Source organism: Pseudomonas sp. NFPP04 (assembly GCF_900113815.1).
GTDB lineage: Bacteria > Pseudomonadota > Gammaproteobacteria > Pseudomonadales > Pseudomonadaceae > Aquipseudomonas > Aquipseudomonas extremorientalis.
Genome location: NZ_FOQS01000013.1, coordinates 16,150 through 36,540 on the forward strand (window position 1 = coordinate 16,150; position 20,391 = coordinate 36,540).

A 20,391-nucleotide genomic window follows, 5' to 3' on the forward strand; every position below is an offset into this window, starting at 1 on the left:
AGCGTCAGCTAAAACCCGCCATTGTTCAAGCCCTGACGTACCGGCGGTGCACAGCGGCGCAGGTAGTCGGCCCATGGATCGTAACCGGCCACGGCCTCAGCCAGGGTGACCGGTTGCCGGGCCTTTTCCCGCAGGGCCTCGCCGTCATGCAGCATATGCCGCTCGACGATGACACTCATCAAGGCGCGGCTGCGTGGTGAGTCGAAGGTGCGCGGCACCCTGCGTCCGAAGAGGTCCGGGGCGGGGATTTCGGCGGGTGCGAAGTTGTCGAGCTGATGGATGACCAGGTCTGTCGCCGCCGTGGTCAGCGCCACCTCGGCAGGTCGGGTGCCTTGCGCGTAGGCCGGCCAGTCGAAACGCATCCAGGCACCGCTGGCGCCGTCCTTGGCCGCCTGCATGACCCGCTTGTAGTCAAGGTCTGGACGTGGACGAACCAACAGGTGCCGGGGAAAAACTTCATAGAACTTTCTGTCGCTGTAATGCGAGACATACATCAGTACACCGAACCGGCCGACTTCGCCGTGCCTCTGGGTGAGACCGAAAAAAAGCACCAGGCCGTATTCCAGGGCTTCACGACTGGGCAGGGTCAGGTGCGACAAGCCGTAACGGAGCGCGGTCCCGTAGGCTTCTTTCAACTGCCCGAGCTTGCGATCAAAGGTGTCGAAAAAAAGCCGATTGATCGGAGTGAGCAAGTGGAATTGCCGAGCCAATTCCCGATATTTGACCCCAGCGTTTGCCGAGTGCCAGCGTTTCGAGGTGACATCCAGGGCACCGGCACTGTGCAGGTCGACGAACGAGTACAGAGGGCCCGTATACACGCCCTCGAAGCGGCCGTCTTCGGAAAACGGCGAATGCTCCGGCAGCCACATCAGCACTGGCTCTTCAAGCAAGGTGTTGTCGGCATACACTCGGCGCAGATCGTCCAGCGCGGTCTGGCGCAAGGTCACCACAGGCTGTGCAAACGTCTCGACGGCGTCGGCCAGGCTGGCACGCTGTCGATTGAGGCCTTCCAGTGCCGTATTGATCGCCAGCACATCGTAACGCGGTCGAGGGTCCAGCATGCCGTTGACCACGGCCCATTCCAGCACCGGCGGCGTTGCTTCGCTGCTTTCGAGGAAGCGCTTCCAGCTGCCGTGTGGCGCCAGCCCGGCCAGGAACATGATCTGGTTGTAAGTCAATTGACGGGAAGACCCCGGCATGACCTTTTCCATGTACATGACGTATTGATGATACAGCACCCAGGTCTGGGCGCTCAGGCAAGGCGTGGCGTCGGGTATGTCGCGTACGAGCAAATGTGGACCCTTTTCGCTCAGCAACAGGTGCGCGGCCAGTGCTGCGGTAGCTGGGTGGAGCCCGGCCAGGCTGCTGTCGATGCACTGGCGTATGAACGGCACGTGCTCACCCCAGAAGTAATCGTCGTGCCAGTCGACCAGATTGATCCGGTTCGGGTACGCATCGGGCTCGGGGTCCAGGCTCAGGATCAGTGCTGCCAGTATCAGTGCACTGCGGCTGCCACTTTCCGTGCGCTCGCCGGCGTGGCCGCCATGCCAGTGCAGGGCGTTCGACAAAGCGTCTGCCAGTTGCTGGGCCAAGGGTGTTGCGAGCAGGCGGACCATGAGGAAATCCGCTTCCGCCCGCACATCGGCTATCGACTTGCCGGCGACGATGGGCTGGCCGAGGTACTCGAACAGCGGCACGTCCTGGTCGGCCGTGAAGCGCTCGATGATGCGCATGATTTGCGTGCGATCGAGCACCGACAGTTTCCAGGCTGAGGGTTGTGAACCAGACAGCGGCTTGAGCGCTCGCCAGTAGTGGCCCTGACGCGTCGGCAGGGGTTGGCTGACGGTCAGTTGCTGCAACGTCAGGCGTGCCTCGTGCAGTGTGTGGGGGCGTACAAGGTGGTAGAGGTTCAGTGCCTGGCTGAGCGTCACCTTGAAATGACTGCGCAAGTACCCGCCTGTCTTGGCCGCTACCAGCTTCAGGCGCGACACCAGAGGGGCAAGTTCAACATTGCTCATCACTGGGTCGGTCAGGGTTTTCCAGGTGCCGTCCAGGCCATTGGCGCCAACGCTACCCTCGGCAGTGAGCAATACGTGGCTGGCAGGGTCGACGCGTTCCCGGGTGCGGATGGCCAGGAAGTCAGGGTGGTCGGTCAGCACGTGGATCTGGGCGTAGGCTTTTTTAACGGTTGCCTGGAGTGTGTCCGGGTCAACGCTGGCGCCTACCTCAAACCGATCGGCATCATTCAGGTTCCCGCCAGCGATCACCGTCGACAAAGCGTTGCGCAGTACGTGGCGATCATTGAGCAGACCGATGTACTGCCGATAGCGGTACAGTTCGCCGAACGACCGGGCGCTGTTCAATATCACCGGCACCGCAGGCGCCGGCCAGTCGCGCAGGCGCTGGCTCAGGAGGCTGACCTCCGTCCTGCTCAGCGGGCGCTCGATGGCATACGCCTGCAAAGCCCCGACCATACTGATGCGCTGGTCGGTATAGACATGGCTGCCCAGTTGTTCGCCGAGTGTGGCCAACCGGTTCCAACGCTCATCGGGTGCCTTTGGCACCAAGGTGTTTATTTCGCGCCCGCTGTCCGGGTTCAGCACACACAACACTTGCCGCTGGTAATCGAAGTAAGCGGGCGCTGGCGCGTCGTCCGTGCTGCCCAGGTCGTTGCTATTGATGATTGCCTGCAACAGACCCGCCGCCTCCTTGAGGTTTCTGGACAACCGCGAATCGGATGTCAGATACAGCACAGTGCGGTAGATATCCAACGCGTCAAAGCTGTTCTCGTCCTTGACCAACCGTTGCAGGGCCTCTGCCAGCTGTCGATAGTCGAGCATCTGCTGGCTCGACTCGGCGTAGCTCATCGACTTGCTGCGCCCGTTATCGTCAAAGCCGGGAAAACCCTTCAAGGCGTCGAGCTCTTCGACAATGGTCTGCGCCTGCAGGCGGTTGGCAGGCATCGGCAAACCATGGAACGCCAGCGTCAGGTTCAAGGGAAAGGTGCGCGCACCGGCGGGAGGCACAGGTGCGATATACGGCATGCCCAGTTCGGTCGGGTCCAGGAGTTGGCTGATGTAGATGATCGGGTTGGCCAATGTCCACCAGGCGGACGAGTCGGCCAGGGTGTAGACCCTGGGCTGCCCGTGAGCCGTCACGCTCAGTCGGCTGTTGTGCACGCGTAGCGTGGCCAGATCAAACCCCTCGGCGTTGGCCCAGTCAATGAAGTCTTTCTGATTGATGGCCTTGCAAAAGGCTTCGCACCATTGGCCCAACTGAGAATGCGCGACCATTGGCACGGGATGCGTGGGAGGCGGTAACGATTGGTTCGAGGCGACGGCCAGCAGGCGGCTCAAGTGGCCGATCAGGGTCGTGTCGCCTTCGCTGCGCAGGGATTGGCGTTCGTTCAGGTAGGCGATAGAAGGGCTGAGACTGAGTGGCAGCGGCGTGTCGCCGGGGAGGCTGTCCCAGGTCAGGGCAAGGGCGTGAATGTCATCCATGAGGTCGGTTCCGGCTGATGAAACCCCGGATCATCCGCCACGAGGAGGGGGCCTCTGTAGCAGGTGTTTCCTGCAAGGCCGTGGCTTGCGTCAGCCACGGTCGCAAGGTTAAGGCCTGCGGGCGGCAAGCCTCCTCTCAGACTTTTTCAAGGTTGTGTCAGGCGGGAACCAGGAAAGCGGCTTCCAGCAACTGGCGGGTATAGGCATGCTGCGGATCCGCAAAGATCGCCTGCGCATCCCCTTGCTCCACCACCTGCCCATGCTTGACCACCATCAATTGGTGACTCAGCGCCTTCACCACCGCCAAGTCATGGCTGATGAACAGGTAGGTCAGGTTGTACTTGGCCTGCAGGCTGCGCAGCAGTTCCACCACCTGGCGTTGCACCGTGCGGTCGAGGGCCGAGGTGGGCTCGTCGAGCAGGATCAGACGTGGCTTGAGCACCAGCGCGCGGGCGATGGCAATGCGTTGGCGCTGCCCACCGGAGAACTCGTGAGGGTAGCGATGCCGGGATTCCGGGTCCAGGCCCACTTCCTTGAGCGCCGCGATAATCGCCGCTTCCTGTTCGGCCGGCGTGCCCATCTTGTGGATGCGCAAGCCTTCGCCGACGATCTCGCTGACGCACATGCGCGGGCTCAGGCTGCCGAACGGGTCCTGGAACACCACCTGCATTTCCCGGCGCAACGGGCGTACCTGTTGTTGGCTGAGCTTGTCCAGTTGCTGGCCTTCGAAACGAATGCCGCCCTTGCTGGCGATCAACCGCAGGATCGCCAGGCCCAGGGTGGACTTGCCCGAGCCGCTTTCACCGACGATGCCCAGGGTCTGCCCTTGGGGCAGGCTGAAGTTGATACCGTCCACCGCCTTGACGTAGTCAACGGTGTTGCGCAAAAAGCCCTTCTTGATCGGGAACCACACTTTCAGGTCATCGACCTCCAGCAACGGTGGGCCAACATCGTTGGTCGCCGGGCTGCCGCTGGGTTCTGCCGCCAACAACTCCTGGGTGTACGGGTGCCGGGGTGACTGGAACAGCGTCTCGCACTCCGCCTGCTCGACGATGCAACCCTTTTGCATCACGCACACGCGGTGGGCAATCCGGCGCACCAGGTTGAGGTCATGGCTGATCAGCAACAGCGCCATGCCCAGGCGCGCCTGCAGTTCCTTGAGCAATTCCAGGATCTTCAATTGCACCGTCACGTCGAGTGCGGTGGTCGGCTCATCGGCGATCAGCAATTCGGGCTCATTGGCCAGGGCCATGGCGATCATCACCCGCTGGCGCTGACCACCGGACAGTTCATGGGGCAGGGCCTTGAGGCGCTTGTGCGGCTCAGGAATACCCACCAGCTCCAGCAGCTCCAGGGTGCGCTGGGTGGCGACCTTGCCTTGCAACCCTTTGTGCAGGCCCAGCACTTCGTTGATCTGCTTCTCTATGGTGTGCAACGGGTTCAAGGAGGTCATCGGCTCCTGGAAGATCATCGCAATGCGGTTACCGCGAATGTGGCGGATGGTTTTTTCCTTGAGGGTCAGCAGGTCCTGGCCGGCATACTCGATGGTGCCGGAGGGATGGCGCGCCAGCGGGTAGGGCAGCAGGCGCAGGATCGAGTGGGCGGTTACCGATTTGCCCGAGCCGCTTTCACCCACCAGTGCGATGGTTTCACCGCGCTTGATATCGAAGCTGACATGGTTCACCACGCGGTGGTGGTGTTCGCCCGTGACGAACTCGACGCAGAGGTCGCGGACTTCGATCAGATTGTCCTGATTCATCTCATTTCCTCGGGTCGAAGGCATCGCGAGCGGACTCGCCGATAAACACCAGCAAACTCAACATGATCGCCAGCACGGCAAAGGCACTCATGCCCAGCCACGGCGCTTGCAGGTTGGATTTGCCCTGGGCCACCAGTTCACCCAGCGACGGCGAACCGGCGGGCAAACCGAAGCCGAGGAAGTCCAGAGCGGTAAGCGTACCGATGGCGCCGGTGAGAATGAACGGCATGAAGGTCATGGTCGACACCATCGCGTTGGGCAAGATATGGCGGAACATGATCGCGCCGTTCTGCATGCCCAGCGCCCGCGCCGCCCGCACATATTCCAGGTTACGCCCACGCAGGAACTCGGCGCGCACCACGTCCACCAGGCTCATCCACGAGAACAGCAGCATGATCCCCAGCAGCCACCAGAAGTTGGGCTGCACGAAACTGGCGAGGATGATCAGCAGGTACAGCACCGGTAACCCGGACCAGATCTCCAGGAAACGCTGCCCGGCCAGGTCGACCCAGCCGCCATAGAAGCCCTGCAGGGCCCCGGCGATCACGCCGATGATCGAGCTGAGCACGGTGAGGGTCAGGGCAAACAGCACCGACACGCGGAAGCCGTAGATGACCCGCGCCAGCACGTCGCGGCCCTGGTCATCGGTGCCCAGCAGGTTGACGCTGGAAGGCGGCGCGGGGGCCGGCACCTTGAGGTCGTAGTTGATGCTCTGGTAGCTGAACGGGATCGGCGCCCACAACGTCCAGGCGTCCTTGGCCTTGAGCAGTTCCTGGATGTACGGGCTCTTGTAGTTGGCCTCCAGAGGGAATTCGCCGCCGAATGTGGTCTCCGGGTAGCGCTTGAGCGCCGGGAAGTACCAGCCGCCGTCGTAGTGCACGGCCAGGGGTTTGTCGTTGGCGATCAGCTCGGCGCCCAGGCTCAGCACGAACAGGATCAGGAACAGCCACAGCGACCACCAGCCACGCTTGTTGGCCTTGAACCGTTCGAACCGGCGGCGATTGAGGGGGGACAGGTTCATCTCAATGCTCCCGGCTGGCAAAGTCGATCCGCGGATCGACCAGGGTGTAGGTAAGGTCGCCGATCAGCTTCACGATCAACCCCAGCAGGGTGAAGATGAACAGCGTGCCGAACACCACCGGGTAGTCGCGGTTGATCGCCGCTTCAAAGCTCATCAGGCCCAGGCCGTCGAGGGAGAAGATCACTTCCACCAGCAATGAGCCGGTGAAGAAGATCCCGATGAAGGCCGAGGGGAAGCCGGCGATCACCAGCAGCATCGCGTTGCGGAACACGTGGCCGTAGAGCACGCGGTGGTTGGTCAGGCCCTTGGCTTTGGCGGTGATCACATACTGCTTGTTGATCTCGTCAAGGAAGCTGTTCTTGGTCAGCAGGGTCATGGTGGCGAAGTTGCCGATCACCAGGGCCGTGATGGGCAGCGCGAGGTGCCAGAAGTAATCGAGGATCTTGCCGCCCCAGCTCAGTTCATCGAAGTTGTTGGAGGTGAGCCCGCGCAGGGGGAACCAGTCCAGGTAACTGCCGCCGGCAAACACCACGATCAGCAGGATCGCAAACAGGAAGGCCGGGATCGCGTAGCCGACGATGATCGCCGAGCTGGTCCACACGTCGAAATGGCTGCCGTGCCGCGTGGCCTTGGCGATCCCCAGGGGGATCGACACCAGGTACATGATCAGCGTGCTCCATAACCCGAGGGAAATGGACACCGGCATCTTTTCCTTGATCAGGTCGATGACCTTGGCGTCGCGGAAGAAGCTGTCGCCAAAATCCAGCTGGGCGTAGTTCTTGACCATGATCCACAGACGTTCCGGCGCCGACTTGTCGAAGCCGTACATTTTCTCGATTTCCTTGATCAGCGCCGGGTCCAGGCCCTGGGCGCCGCGGTAGCTGCTGGAGCCGGCCACCGATACCTCGGCGCCGCCGCCGGCAATGCGGCTGGTGGCGCCTTCAAAGCCTTCGAGCTTGGCGATCATCTGCTCCACCGGGCCACCGGGGGCGGCCTGGATGATGACGAAGTTGATCAGCAGGATCCCGAACAGCGTCGGGATAATCAGCAACAGGCGGCGAAAGATATAGGCCAGCATTTAATCGCCTCCGCTCGCCGGATCGGCGCTCGTGTTGGTGTCCGGGATGACGGCCGGTTTGACGTCGGGCTTGGCCCACCAGGTGGCCGTGCCGACGTCGTAGCGCGGTGGGACTTTCGGGTGGCCCAGGTGATCCCAGTACGCCACGCGGAAAGTCTTGATGTGCCAGTTGGGGATCACGTAGTAGCCAAATTGCAACACGCGGTCCAGGGCCTTGGCATGGGCCACCAGGCTTTTGCGTGAATCGGCGTCGATCAACTCTTCCACCAACTGGTCGATGGCCGGGTCCTTGAGACCCATGTAGTTGCGGCTGCCGGGTTTGTCGGCGCTGGACGATTTCCAGAACTCGCGCTGTTCGTTGCCCGGTGAAGTGGACTGCGGGAAGCTGCCCACCAGCATGTCGAAGTCCCGCGAGCGGATACGGTTGATGAACTGCGACACGTCGACCCGGCGGATCACCAGGTCGATGCCCAGGTCGGCCAGGTTGCGCTTGAACGGCAGCAGGATGCGTTCGAATTCGGTCTGGGCCAGCAGGAATTCGATGGTCACCGGTTTGCCGGTGGTGTCGACCATCTTGTCATCGACGATGCGCCAGCCGGCTTCCTGCAGCAGTTGGTAGGCCTCGCGTTGCTGGGCGCGGATCATGCCGCTGCCGTCGGTCCTGGAGGGTTCGAAGGCCTGGGTGAAGACTTCGGGCGGGATCTTGTCGCGCAGGGGCTCGAGAATCGCCAGTTCATCCGGGCCGGGCAGGCCGGTGGCGGCCATTTCCGAGTTTTCGAAGTAACTGCGCGTACGGGTATAGGCGCCGTTGAACAGCTGCTTGTTGCTCCACTCGAAGTCCAGCAACAGGCTGATGGCCTTGCGCACGCGCACATCCTGGAACATCGGCTTGCGCATGTTGAACACAAAACCCTGCATCCCGGTGGGGTTACCGTTGGGGATTTCTTCCTTGATCAGCCGGCCCTGGGCAACAGCGGGGATGTTGTAGGCGTTGGCCCAGTTCTTCGCGCTGAACTCCAGCCAGTAGTCGAACTGCCCGGCCTTCAAGGCTTCCAGGGACACGGTGCTGTCGCGGTAGTAGTCGGTGATGCGGTTGTCGAAATTGTAGAAACCCTTGGTGATCGGCAGGTCCTTGGCCCAGTAATCCTTGACCCGCTCGTAGCGGATCATTCGTCCGGCCTTGACCTCGGCGACCTTGTACGGCCCGCTGCCCAGCGGTATTTCCAGATTGCCCCTGGCGAAGTCGCGGGTGGCCCACCAATGCTTGGGCAATACCGGCAGTTGTCCGAGGATCAGCGGCAATTCGCGGTTGTTGGTGCGCTTGAACTTGAACAGAACCTTGAGCGGGTCTTCGGCGATGACTTCGTCGACGTCGGCGTAATAAGTGCGGTAGATCGGTGAACCTTCCTTGATCAGTTCCTGGAAGGTAAATACCACGTCCTCGGCGCGGATCGGGTGGCCATCATGGAAGCGCGCTTCCGGGCGCAGGTAGAAGCGCACCCAGCTGTTGTCCGGGGCTTTTTCGATCTTGCCGGCCACCAGGCCGTATTCGGTGATGGGCTCGTCCAGGCTTTGCATGGCCAGGGTGTCGTAGATCAGGCCCAGATTGTCGGCCGGTACACCTTTGCTGATATAGGGGTTGAGGCTGTCGAAGCCGCCCATGGCCGACTCGCGGAACGTGCCACCCTTGGGCGCATCCGGGTTGACGTAGTCGAAGTGCTTGAAGTCGGCGGGGTATTTCGGCGGTTCGTTGTACAGCGTCAACGCATGTTGCGGGGCGGCCTGGGCCGCAGTGCACAGCAGCAGGCTGCCGAGCAGGGCAGTACGCAAAGATATCATTGGGCTTTCTCCGAAGCTTTCAGCCACCACGCGCTCAGGCCCAGGCTGTAGGGCGGCGTGGTGACAAAGGCGAACCGGTTGCGGTACGCCAGGCGATGATAGTTGAGGTACCAGTTGGGAATACTGTAGTGCTGCCACAGCAGCACCCGGTCGAGGGCACGGCCGGCGGCCAGTTGCTCTTCGCGGGTCTTGGCGGCCAGCAGTTGTTCCAGCAGGTGATCGACAATCGGATTGTTGATGCCTGCGTAGTTCTTGCTGCCCTTGATCGCGGACTGGCTGGAGTGGAAGTACTGCCACTGCTCAAGGCCTGGACTCAAGGTCTGGTTGAGGGTGATCAGGATCATGTCGAAGTCGAATTGGTCCAGGCGCTGCTTGTACTGGGCACGGTCGACGGTACGCAGGCGCGCGTCGACGCCGATGCTGATCAGGTTCTCGACATAGGGCTGCAGGATGCGCTCCAGGTTCGGGTTGACCAGCAGGATCTCGAAACGCAGCGGCTGGCCATCCTTGTTGACCAGGCGTTGTCCGGACAGCTTCCAGCCAGCCTCGCCGAGCAGGGCCAGCGCGCGGCGCATAGTCTCGCGGGGGATGCCGCGCCCGTCGGTCTGGGGCAGGCTGAAGGCTTGCGTGAACAGGTTGGCCGGCAACTGCTCGCGGTAGGGCGAGAGCATCAGCCATTCACGGCCGGTGGGTACGCCGGTGGCGGCGAATTCGCTGTTGGGGTAGTAGCTCAAGGTGCGCTTGTACGCGCTGCTGAACAGGGTGCGGTTGGTCCACTCGAAGTCGAACATCAGCCCCAGGGCTTCGCGCACCTTGGCCTGGCTGAACGTGGGCCGCCGCGTGTTCATGAACAGACCCTGGCTCTGTGTCGGGATTTGGTGGGCGATCTGCGCCTTGATCACGTCACCCCGGTTCACCGCCGGGAAGTTGTAGCCATTGGCCCAGTTCTTGGCCTGGTGCTCGATGTAGATATCGAATTCACCGGCCTTGAAGGCTTCGAAGGCCACATCGCTGTCGCGGTAAAACTCCACCTCGACCTTGTCATAGTTATAGAAGCCCTGGTTGACCGGCAGGTCCTTGCCCCAGTAGTCCTTGACCCGTTCGAACACCAGTTGCCGTCCGGGCGTGACCTTGCTGATGCGGTAGGGGCCGCTGCCCAGGGGTGGTTCGAAGGTGGTGGCCTTGAAGTCGCGGTTTTTCCAGTAGTGCTGGGGCAATACCGGCAACTCGCCCAGGCGCAGGATCAGCAAGGGGTTGCCGGCACGCTTGAACACAAAGCGGATGCGGTGGCGGTTGAGGATATCCACCCGCGCCACTTCCTGCAGGTTGGTGCGGTATTGCGGGTGCCCTTCGGTCAGCAAGGTGCGATAGGAAAACGCCACGTCATACGCCGTGATCGGCTTGCCATCGTGAAAGCGCGCTTCGGGACGCAGGTTGAACACCACCCAACTGCGGTCCTCGCTGTACTCCACCGATTGGGCGATCAGCCCATAGCTGGAGGTGGGTTCATCGCCGGAGGGCGCATACAGGCCGGTGCCGACCATCAAGGGCTCATTCAGCTCATTGACGCCATATTGCAGGAAGTTCGGCGTGGAAACCGGGCTGGAGCCCTTGAAGGTATAGGGGTTGAGGGTGTCGAAAGTGCCAAAGGCCATGACCCGCAATGTCCCGCCTTTCGGCGCTGCAGGGTTTACCCAATCGTAGTGGGTGAATTTGGCCGGGTACTTGAGGCTGCCGAACTGCGCATAACCGTGGCTCTCGGTAATCGTCGCGTTCGCTGCAAAGCTCAAGGCCAGACTTATTAGTAGAAGGAGGGGACGCTTCAAGTCAGAGATCCGATCCAGGCGGCTTGGGCTTTATGATCGGTACAGTAACAGCTTGTTCCGGTTGGAAAAAGGCCGTTGGATTGACGCAGAAACAATGTGGGAGGGGGCTTGCCCCCGATAGCAACACACCAGCCAACAGATTCATTGGCTGACCTACCGCTATCGGGGGCAAGCCCCCTCCCACATGGGGTCCCCAGTGTTCCAGATGTTTCAGCGTGGACCTGATACCACCAGCATCTGCCCAGGCTTCAGGGCCTGGCCGGTACGCGGGTTCCAGCGCTTGAGGTGTTGCATCTCGACATTGAAGCGCTTGGCGACGATGTACAGCGAGTCGCCTTTCTTGACCTTGTATTGCACCGGTTTCTTGCTGTCGGCCTTGGCCACTAGCTTGCGCGTGTCCTGCATTACCAGGGTCTGGCCGACCTTGAGGGCCTGGCCGTTGAGCTTGTTCCAGCGTTGCAGGTCATGTACGTCGACCTTGTTGGCCTTGGCGATCAGCGTCAGGTTGTCGCCGGTGCGTACCTTGTAGCTGCGAGTACGCCCGGCCACCCGTGCGGTCTCGACCTCGTCGAACACCTGCTTTTTCGGACGCATCGCCAGCAATTCTTCAGGCTTCATCGTCGAAAGGGTGCTGGTCAGCAGTTGCGCCTTGGAACTGGGCACCAGCAAATGCTGCGGGCCGTCCAGGGTAGTGCGTTGTTTCAGCGCCGGGTTGAGCTGGAACAGTTCGTCTTCGTCGATCTCGGCCAGCGCGGCAACCCGTGACAGGTCCATGCTCTGCTTGACTTCCACCACTTCGAAGTAAGGTTGGTTGGCAATCGGGTTCAGGTTGACGCCGTAGGCCTCGGGTGCCAGCACCACCTGGGACAGCGCCAGGAACTTGGGCACGTAGTCCTTGGTTTCCTGGGGCAGCGGCAGGTTCCAGTAGTCGGTCGGCAGGCCGAGCTTCTCGTTGCGCTCGATGGCCCGGCTCACCGTGCCTTCGCCGGCGTTATAGGCGGCCAGGGCCAGCAGCCAGTCGCCGTTGAACATGTCATGCAGGCGGGTCAGGTAGTCGAGTGCGGCGGTGGTGGAGGCGGTGATGTCGCGACGGCCATCGTAGGCACGGGTCTGGCGCAGGTTGAAGTAGCGCCCGGTGGAGGGGATGAACTGCCAGAGGCCGACCGCATCGCTGCGCGAATAGGCCATCGGATTGTAGGCACTTTCAATCACTGGCAGCAGCGCCAGCTCCAGGGGCATGTTGCGTTCTTCGAGACGTTCGACGATGTAGTGAATGTAGAGGCTGCCGCGTTCTCCGGCATTCTCCAGGAAGGACGGGTTGCTGGCGAACCACAGGCGCTGTTGCTCGATACGCGGGTTGACACCTAGACCCTCCTGCAGTTGAAAGCCCCGGCGCATGCGTTCCCAAACATCCTGGGGTACGTCGGGAGCCGGTTTTTCTGAAAGCCAGATGACGGGTTTCTGTTTGATTTTGGCGGTGAGGTTTGGCTTGGGTTGCACGGTGGATTGTGCGGTGAAATTGCTTGATTGGCAGCCCGCCAGTGTGGCGGACACAGCCACCGCCACAGCTTGAGCCAGGCGGGTCAATGCGTCTGAATGGTTGGATTTACGAATAGATGACGACATTGGCTGGAAGTAAGTTCCGGGCAAAAATGTCGGGCGATTCTAGAAACCCGTTGGGTTCCGGTCAACCATTCAGAAATTGCGTATCAGATTGCTTCCCTTTAGAACTTATCTTTCCAAGCCCTCAAGCTAGCAAACACCTCGGCCCCAGAGCGGTTGTCACGGCCATTCCGTTCGTCCGCTTTTTGTTTAACGGATGTTTCAGAGGTACGCAGAAAGGGGTTGGTCAGCTTTTCCAGGGCCAGGTTGGAAGGCAGCGTGATCTCGCCTCTGGCCCGCAGTTGGCGTACGTTCTCCACTCGTTCGGCTATATCTGTGTTGTCCGGTTCCACAGCTTGGGCGAACTTGAGGTTACTCTGCGTGTATTCGTGGGTGCAGTACACCAGGGTATCGGCGGGCAGGGCGGCCAGGCGCTCGAGGGAGCTGTGCATCTGTTCCGGCGTGCCTTCGAACAGGCGCCCGCAACCGGCGGCGAACAGGGTGTCGCCACACAACAGCACGCCCGGGTGATAAAAGGCGATATGGCCCAGGGTATGGCCGGGAACGCTATAGATGTCGAAGTCCCAGCCGAGTACCGTGATGCGGTCGTTATCGTGCAACGCCACGTCCCGCGCCGGGATCTTCTCGTTGGCCGGGCCGTAGACCTTGGCGTCGGTCTCACGCTTGAGCTGTTCGACACCGCCGACGTGATCGTGGTGATGGTGGGTGATCAGGATGTCGCTGAGGCTCCAGCCAGGGTTCTGTTCGAGCCAGGCCAGCACGGGCGCGGCATCGCCGGGGTCGACCACGGCGCAGCGTTGGGTGCGAGGGTCCTGTAACAACCAGATGTAGTTATCGGTGAAGGCGGGCAGGGCACTGATCTGTATCATTCTTCGATTCGCCAAGCTGAACACATTGGTGCATCTTAGAACGTCTAGGCGAGTTGGAGAATGCAATGACTGATAAAGCGTTCGCCCAGGCCGATCCTGAGTGGCTGGCCCTGATCGGCGCGGCCCGCGAGTGGCTGTCCGGTCCCATCGGGCAATTTCTGCTGGACGAAGAACGGCGCATGCTCGAAGACGAGCTGGGCCGGTTCTTTGGTGGCTATCTGGTGCACTACGGCCCCTCGGCCGAAACGCCGCCCTGCGCGCCGCAGGTGCAACGCAATGTTCGCCTGGGGGCACCGTTGCCAGGCGTGGAGATCGTGTGCGAGGAACAGGCCTGGCCGTTGAGCGAGCATGCTGCCGATGTAGTGGTGTTGCAGCACGGGCTGGATTTCTGCCTGTCGCCCCACGGCTTGTTGCGCGAGGCGGCGAGCAGCGTACGGCCCGGTGGCCATTTGCTGATCGTGGGGATCAACCCCTGGAGCAGTTGGGGCCTGCGCCATGTGTTCGCCCATGACGGCCTGCGCCAGGCGCGCTGCATCTCGCCGCAGCGGGTGGGCGACTGGCTGAACCTGCTGGGCTTCGCGCTGGAGAAACGCCGCTTCGGGTGCTATCGTCCGCCGCTTGCGTCGACCAAGTGGCAGGGCCGCCTGGCCGGCTGGGAACGCCGGGCCGGCGCCTGGCAATTGTCCGGTGGCGGCTTTTACCTGCTGGTGGCGCGCAAGATCGCGGTCGGGCTGCGCCCGTTGCAGCAGGTGCGCCGCGAACCGATGGGCAAGCTGGTGCCATTGCCGATGGCCAAGGTCAACCGCAAGCAAAGCGATGCGTAATCCTCTTTTTGAATTGATACCGAGCAACCGATGACCGATAGCGTAGAACTCTTCACCGATGGCGCCTGCAAGGGCAACCCGGGCCCCGGCGGCTGGGGCGCGTTGCTGGTGTGCAAAGGCGTGGAGAAGGAGTTGTGGGGCGGTGAGGCCAACACCACCAACAACCGCATGGAGCTGATGGGCGCCATTCGTGGCCTGGAAGAACTCAAGCGCCGCTGCAATGTGCTGCTGGTGACCGACTCGCAATACGTGATGAAGGGCATCAACGAGTGGATGGTCAACTGGAAGAAACGCGGGTGGAAAACCGCCGCCAAGGAACCAGTGAAAAATGCCGACCTGTGGCAGTTGCTCGATGAGCAATGCAATCGCCATGACATCACCTGGAAATGGGTACGCGGCCACATCGGCCATCCCGGCAACGAACGTGCTGACCAGTTGGCCAACCGTGGCGTGGATGAAGTGCGGGGCTACAAGCAGAGTTGAAGGCGACTCACGTGGTAACATCGCGCCCTTTGAAATACACCAAACCGTTGAGAGCTGAACCCTGATGGCCATCCGATCTGTTGTACTCGATACCGAAACCACCGGCATGCCGGTGACCGACGGTCACCGGATCATTGAAATCGGCTGTGTCGAATTGATGGGGCGTCGCCTGACCGGCCGTCACTTCCACGTCTACCTGCAACCGGACCGCGACAGTGACGAAGGCGCAATCGCCGTCCACGGCATCACTGACGAATTTCTCAAGGGCAAGCCGCGCTTCGCCGAAGTCGCCGATGAGTTCTTCGAATTCATCAACGGTGCCCAGTTGATCATCCATAACGCGGCGTTTGACGTCGGCTTCATCAATAACGAGTTTGCCCTGATGGGGCAGACCGATCGCGCGGACATTTCCCGGCACTGCTCGATCCTCGATACCTTGATGATGGCCCGTGAGCGCCACCCGGGTCAGCGCAACAGCCTCGACGCCCTGTGCAAACGTTATGGCGTCGACAACTCCGGCCGTGAGCTCCACGGCGCCTTGCTCGACTCCGAGATTCTCGCTGACGTCTACCTGACCATGACCGGCGGGCAGACCAGCCTGTCCCTGGCGGGCAACGCCTCCGATGGCAGCGGTTCGGCGGAAGGCTCGGGCAACCGTCCTTCGGAAATCCGCCGACTGCCGGCTGATCGCAAGCCGACCACTATCATCCGCGCCAGCGAACAGGACCTCGCGGAACACGCGGCTCGGCTCGAAGCGATCGCCAAATCGGCGGGCGCGCCGGCATTATGGACCCAGCTGACCCAGCAATAACCCCTGGCTGAACTCGATTGGAACTGTGGGGGGGGGCTTGCTCCCGATAGGGGCAGGCCAGTCGAAACCTGTGTTGACTGATGTACCGTTATCGCGGGCAGGCCCCCTCCCACAATTGATTTCAATTGCCTGTCAATCTTCATTCGCGTCATGGCCGCCAAGCTTCTACCCTTGAGTGCATAGCCCTCAGGACGACAAGCAAACATGTATAAAGACCTGAAGTTTCCCGTCCTGATCGTGCACCGCGACATCAAGGCCGACACCGTTGCCGGTGACCGGGTCCGAGGCATCGCCCGGGAGTTGGAGCAAGAGGGCTTTTCTATATTTTCCGCGGTGGACTACGCCGAAGGCAGGCTGGTGGCGTCTACCCATCATGGCCTGGCGTGCATGTTGATCGCCGCCGAAGGCGCTGGCGAAAACACCCACCTTCTACAGAACATGGTCGAGCTGATCCGCCTGGCGCGGCTGCGGGCGCCCAACCTGCCGATCTTTGCCCTGGGCGAGCAAGTCACCCTGGAAAACGCGCCTGCCGACGCCATGAGCGAACTCAACCAGTTACGCGGCATCCTGTATCTGTTCGAAGACACCGTGCCGTTTCTCGCCCGGCAAGTCGCCCGTGCGGCACGTACGTATCTGGATGGTCTGTTGCCGCCATTCTTCAAGGCGCTGGTGCAGCACACGGCTGATTCGAACTATTCCTGGCACACACCGGGCCATGGCGGCGGTGTGGCCTATCGCAAAAGCCCGGTGGGGCAAGCGTTCCACCAGTTCTTCGGGGAAAACACACTGCGCTCGGATCTATCGGTCTCGGTGCCCGAGCTGGGTTCGCTGCTGGATCACACCGGGCCGCTGGCCGAAGCCGAAGCCCGTGCTGCGCGTAACTTTGGCGCCGACCATACGTTCTTCGTCATCAACGGCACCTCCACCGCCAACAAAATCGTCTGGCATTCCATGGTCGGGCGCGATGACCTGGTGCTGGTGGACCGCAACTGTCACAAGTCGGTGCTGCATTCGATCATCATGACCGGCGCCATCCCGCTGTACCTGTGCCCGGAGCGCAACGAACTGGGGATCATCGGTCCGATTCCCCTGAGCGAGTTCAGCCCCGAGTCGATCCGCGCCAAGATCGACGCCAGTCCCTTGACCCGTGGCCGCCCGCCGAAAGTGAAAATGGCGGTGGTCACCAATTCCACCTACGACGGCCTGTGCTACAACGCCGAGCTGATCAAGCAGCAATTGGGTAACAGCGTCGAGGTGCTGCATTTTGACGAGGCCTGGTACGCCTACGCGGCGTTTCATGAGTTCTTCGCCGGGCGCTACGGCATGGGCACCTCGCGCACGGCGGACAGCCCGCTGGTGTTTACCACTCACTCCACCCACAAACTGCTGGCAGCTTTCAGCCAGGCTTCGATGATCCATGTGCAGGACGGCGGTGCCCGCCAACTGGACCGTGACCGTTTCAACGAGGCGTTCATGATGCATATCTCCACATCGCCGCAATACAGCATCATTGCCTCCCTGGACGTGGCTTCGGCAATGATGGAAGGCCCGGCCGGGCGTTCGCTGTTGCAAGAGATGTTTGATGAGGCGCTGAGCTTCCGCCGCGCCCTGGCCAATCTGCGCCAGCATATCGCCGCCGAGGACTGGTGGTTTTCCATCTGGCAGCCACCGTCGGTGTCGGGGATCGACAAGGTCGCCACCGCCGATTGGTTATTGCATCCCCAGGATGACTGGCATGGCTTCGGTGATGTAGCCGAGGACTACGTGCTGCTCGACCCGATCAAAGTGACCCTGGTAATGCCCGGTCTCAATGCCGGCGGTGCCTTGAGCGATTGCGGGATCCCGGCGGCGGTGGTCAGCAAGTTCCTCTGGGAGCGTGGCCTGGTAGTGGAAAAGACCGGGCTGTATTCCTTCCTCGTGCTGTTCTCCATGGGCATTACCAAAGGTAAATGGAGTACCTTGCTCACCGAATTGCTGGAATTCAAGCGCAGTTACGACGCCAATATCAGCCTGGCCAGTTGTTTGCCGTCGGTGTTTGCCCAAGGGCCGACGCGCTACCAAAGCCTGGGCTTGCGCGACCTGTGTGACCAGTTGCACAGCTGTTATCGCAGCAACGCCACGGCCAGGCATTTGAAGCGCATGTACACCGTATTGCCGGAAATCGCGATGAAGCCCGCCGACGCCTACGACCAATTGGTGAGGGGCGAAGTGGAGGCGGTTTCCATCGACGCCTTGCCAGGACGCATCGCAGCCGTGATGCTGGTGCCTTATCCGCCCGGCATTCCGTTGATCATGCCGGGCGAGCGCTTTACCGAGTCGACGCGCTCGATCATCGACTACCTGGCGTTTGCCCGGACGTTCGATAGCAGTTTCCCCGGTTTTGTCGCCGATGTTCATGGGTTGCAACACGAGGATGATGGCAGCGGTCGTTGTTACACCGTCGATTGCATCAAGGGTTAAGGATGTTTATGCAGGCTGTAATGAACCCGAAGTATCCCGGACTCAGTGTGCGGGTCGCAGATGAAGGCTTTGATGCCTATGTGTGGGGCAATGACTTCAGCTTTGAGGTCAGCGCCTACGGTGAGCCGCAGATGGGCAAGCGGGTCGATCAATGGCCCGTGGAGCGTATCTTGCCGTACCGCAAGTGCTACGGCATTGACCCTGAGGAGTTCGCCAGTTTCCGTGACGCGCCCGACAGTGCGATCTTCATGGCCTACCTGGACGACCGGGCGGTGGGGCACATCGTGGTCAGCACCAACTGGAACGGCTTTGCCCATGTCGACGAGTTGGCGGTGGCCTTGCCTGCGCGCCGCCACGGAGTAGCCAAGGCGTTGCTGGATGTGGCGCAGTTCTGGAGCCGCAAGAAAAACCTCCCCGGCATGATGCTCGAAACCCAGAACAACAACCTCGGTGCCTGCCGCTTGTACGAGCGTTGCGGCTATGTGATGGGCGGCATCGACCATCTGCGCTATCGCGGTATCGACCCGCAGACCCGCGAAGTGGCGATATTCTGGTATCGGTTGTTCAAGAGCGAAGCCGGCAACGCTTAACCCGCCAACAAACCCTCGGCCTTCTGCGTCACGATCTCCAGCAGCGCATTCAACGCCGGGGAGGTCGGGCCATCCTTGAGGGTCAGCGCATACAGGCTGATCATGATCGGCGGCGACACCGGGCACGCATCCAGCCCGGCCTCGCGGGCGCCGAACGCGGTGAACGGGTCGACCACCGCCAGGCCTTCGCCTGCTTCCACCATGCTGCGCATCATCTGGTAGGTCTGCACCCGCGTCTGCACCACCGGCAGCGGGCGCAAGGCTTGCAGCTTGGCGTCCAGCAGGCGGCTGAGCGGGTCCTGGCCCTCCAGGCCGATCATCGATTGTCCGGCGAGGTCCTGCAGCGCAATGTACTTCTGCTTGGGTTTGAGCCAACCATGGGGGGCCAGCAGTTGCAGCTTGCCCTGGGCGAGTACGGTGCAGTGGATCTGCGGGTGCTCCGGGTCATGCAGGCTCAAACCCACGTCGGCTTCGTGCAGCAGCAGGCTCCTGATGATCTCCCGGGTGGGTTGGCTCGACAGGTTGCAGGGTGTGTCCTGGAAGCGTCGGCGCAGCACCGCAATACTGTGCGGCAACAGCTGATTGGCCAGCGGCGGTGTGCAGAGCACGCGCAGGGCAGGGGCATGATGGTTTTTCAGGCGGCTGGCCAGGCGTTGCACCGGCTCCAGGGCCTCATACACATGGGCAATTTCCGCCTGCAGTTCCAGGGTTTCCCGGGTAGCCTGCAAACGCCCGCGCACACTGGCGAACAACATGAAGCCGAGCTGTTGCTCGGCGTCCTTGAGCGCCGCGTCCACATCGCCCACGGGAAGTTGCAACCACTCGGCGGCCGTGCCGAGGTGTCCGGTCTGCAAGATGGCCTGAATCACTTCGATATGACGTAAACGCATCGCCGGAGTCTATGTGCAGCGCGCCGGGTATTCAATAGAATGGCTTCGCTGATCATTAACGACCAAAGCCGGCTGCCGGCATTAACAACAAAAACAGGTCTGGTCTCACATGCCTCTACCCTCGATATTCCTCGGGGTAACGGTCAAGCAACTGCTGGTCCTGGTGACCGTAGGGTGCGTGGCTGCTTATCTCTTCAACAGTCAAAACGAAACCGCGCCGGAAAACCTGGCACTTGAAGCGTTTATCCGTTCCCAGGAACAGGTCATCGAACAGGTGGGGGCGGTGTTGGGTATTGAACTGGTCAGGCAGGTGGTGGCGCACCCAGGCTACAACACGGCGGGCTACCAGCGTTCCATGTTCGCGGTGGAGGGTGAGCGGGGGCGATTGGTGGTGACCGTGAAGAAGGTCGAGGGCGAGCAGGGCATTGAAGTCACCGAGATCCGTCGCCCGTGATCACCCCAGCCCAGTCAACGCCGTCAATGGCCAGGACTGAGCAGGTGGATAAGGCGGGATCTTATGACGCGAGGGTGGTTTGCGATTCGCGCACGAGAATGGTGCCCGACTGGATCAGCTTGAATTCGTCGCCTTCCAGTTTCTCTACACGGTCGCCAATGGCCAGCTTGTAGGTAATGGTAGGTGCCGAGCCAGCCAGGTCGCCTTGCGCCGGGTTGGATTCCTGGAACTCATGCACCGAATACACGCGTCCCTCTGCGTCTCTGGCATGAAACTGTCCGACTAGTACTGCTGCCATCTGTTTAGAACCTCTGGAGATAAACACTCGATTTGCGGTTCTGTAGACCGTCATGGAGCTGGGTAG

16 protein-coding genes are annotated in these 20,391 nt (G+C 61.3%); 6 read left to right on the forward strand and 10 right to left on the reverse strand.

The window, feature by feature from the left end; translation table 11 throughout:
• Positions 1-8: 8 nt before the first annotated feature.
• The 8 genes from BM017_RS23340 to gloB form a co-directional block, all read right to left on the reverse strand.
• On the reverse strand, positions 9-3,500 hold the full coding sequence (locus tag BM017_RS23340) for a hypothetical protein (protein ID WP_092248849.1): 3,492 nt from the start codon (positions 3,498-3,500) through the stop codon (positions 9-11).
• 157 nt (positions 3,501-3,657) lie between these two features.
• Positions 3,658-5,259 (reverse strand): ABC transporter ATP-binding protein, encoded by a 1,602-nt coding sequence (locus BM017_RS23345; protein WP_092248852.1) that lies wholly within the window; start codon positions 5,257-5,259, stop codon positions 3,658-3,660.
• 1 nt (position 5,260) lies between these two features.
• The gene (locus tag BM017_RS23350; RefSeq protein WP_012723835.1) at positions 5,261-6,280 is read right to left on the reverse strand and encodes an ABC transporter permease; all 1,020 of its coding nucleotides are present in this window, start codon (positions 6,278-6,280) and stop codon (positions 5,261-5,263) included.
• Between the two features lies 1 nt (position 6,281).
• On the reverse strand, positions 6,282-7,358 hold the full coding sequence (locus BM017_RS23355) for a microcin C ABC transporter permease YejB (RefSeq protein WP_025857226.1): 1,077 nt from the start codon (positions 7,356-7,358) through the stop codon (positions 6,282-6,284).
• Positions 7,359-9,197 carry an extracellular solute-binding protein gene (locus tag BM017_RS23360; RefSeq protein ID WP_092248855.1) on the reverse strand — a complete coding sequence of 613 codons (1,839 nt, stop codon included), beginning with the start codon at positions 9,195-9,197 and terminating at the stop codon, positions 7,359-7,361.
• Positions 9,194-11,023 carry an extracellular solute-binding protein gene (locus BM017_RS23365; protein WP_092248858.1) on the reverse strand — a complete coding sequence of 610 codons (1,830 nt, stop codon included), beginning with the start codon at positions 11,021-11,023 and terminating at the stop codon, positions 9,194-9,196. Before BM017_RS23365 ends, BM017_RS23360 begins: the two co-directional genes overlap by 4 nt.
• A 210-nt stretch (positions 11,024-11,233) precedes the next feature.
• Positions 11,234-12,649, reverse strand: a complete 1,416-nt coding sequence (locus BM017_RS23370; protein WP_092248861.1) for a lytic transglycosylase domain-containing protein — start codon at positions 12,647-12,649, stop codon at positions 11,234-11,236.
• 98 nt (positions 12,650-12,747) lie between these two features.
• A complete protein-coding gene (gene gloB, locus BM017_RS23375; protein ID WP_092248864.1) occupies positions 12,748-13,515 on the reverse strand; it encodes a hydroxyacylglutathione hydrolase in 768 nt (255 codons plus the stop codon).
• 65 nt (positions 13,516-13,580) lie between these two features.
• Between gloB and BM017_RS23380 the strand changes: the two genes are divergently transcribed.
• From BM017_RS23380 to BM017_RS23400, 5 genes are all read left to right on the forward strand, one after another.
• Positions 13,581-14,339 (forward strand): class I SAM-dependent methyltransferase, encoded by a 759-nt coding sequence (locus BM017_RS23380; RefSeq protein WP_071490683.1) that lies wholly within the window; start codon positions 13,581-13,583, stop codon positions 14,337-14,339.
• Positions 14,340-14,369: 30 nt separating this feature from the next.
• On the forward strand, positions 14,370-14,822 hold the full coding sequence (gene rnhA / locus BM017_RS23385) for a ribonuclease HI (RefSeq protein WP_003173571.1): 453 nt from the start codon (positions 14,370-14,372) through the stop codon (positions 14,820-14,822).
• Between the two features lie 70 nt (positions 14,823-14,892).
• Positions 14,893-15,633: a DNA polymerase III subunit epsilon gene (gene dnaQ / locus BM017_RS23390; RefSeq protein WP_165447934.1), complete on the forward strand. Its 741-nt coding sequence runs from the start codon at positions 14,893-14,895 to the stop codon at positions 15,631-15,633.
• A 204-nt stretch (positions 15,634-15,837) separates the two neighbouring features.
• Entirely contained in the window at positions 15,838-18,093 is a 2,256-nt protein-coding gene (locus BM017_RS23395) for an Orn/Lys/Arg family decarboxylase (RefSeq protein ID WP_092248868.1), read from the forward strand.
• Between the two features lie 8 nt (positions 18,094-18,101).
• Positions 18,102-18,683 (forward strand): GNAT family N-acetyltransferase, encoded by a 582-nt coding sequence (locus BM017_RS23400; protein WP_083351445.1) that lies wholly within the window; start codon positions 18,102-18,104, stop codon positions 18,681-18,683.
• Here BM017_RS23400 and BM017_RS23405 read toward each other — a convergent pair.
• Positions 18,680-19,573 (reverse strand): LysR substrate-binding domain-containing protein, encoded by an 894-nt coding sequence (locus tag BM017_RS23405; RefSeq protein WP_092248871.1) that lies wholly within the window; start codon positions 19,571-19,573, stop codon positions 18,680-18,682. The genes BM017_RS23400 and BM017_RS23405 overlap by 4 nt on opposite strands.
• Before the next feature lie 109 nt (positions 19,574-19,682).
• Here BM017_RS23405 and BM017_RS23410 point away from each other — a divergent pair, with 109 nt between their 5' ends.
• Positions 19,683-20,027, forward strand: a complete 345-nt coding sequence (locus tag BM017_RS23410) for a hypothetical protein (RefSeq protein WP_092248874.1) — start codon at positions 19,683-19,685, stop codon at positions 20,025-20,027.
• 61 nt (positions 20,028-20,088) lie between these two features.
• Here BM017_RS23410 and BM017_RS23415 read toward each other — a convergent pair whose 3' ends face one another.
• Positions 20,089-20,325, reverse strand: coding sequence for a hypothetical protein (locus BM017_RS23415; protein ID WP_058426290.1), 237 nt, complete (start codon positions 20,323-20,325; stop codon positions 20,089-20,091).
• Positions 20,326-20,391: the final 66 nt, after the last annotated feature.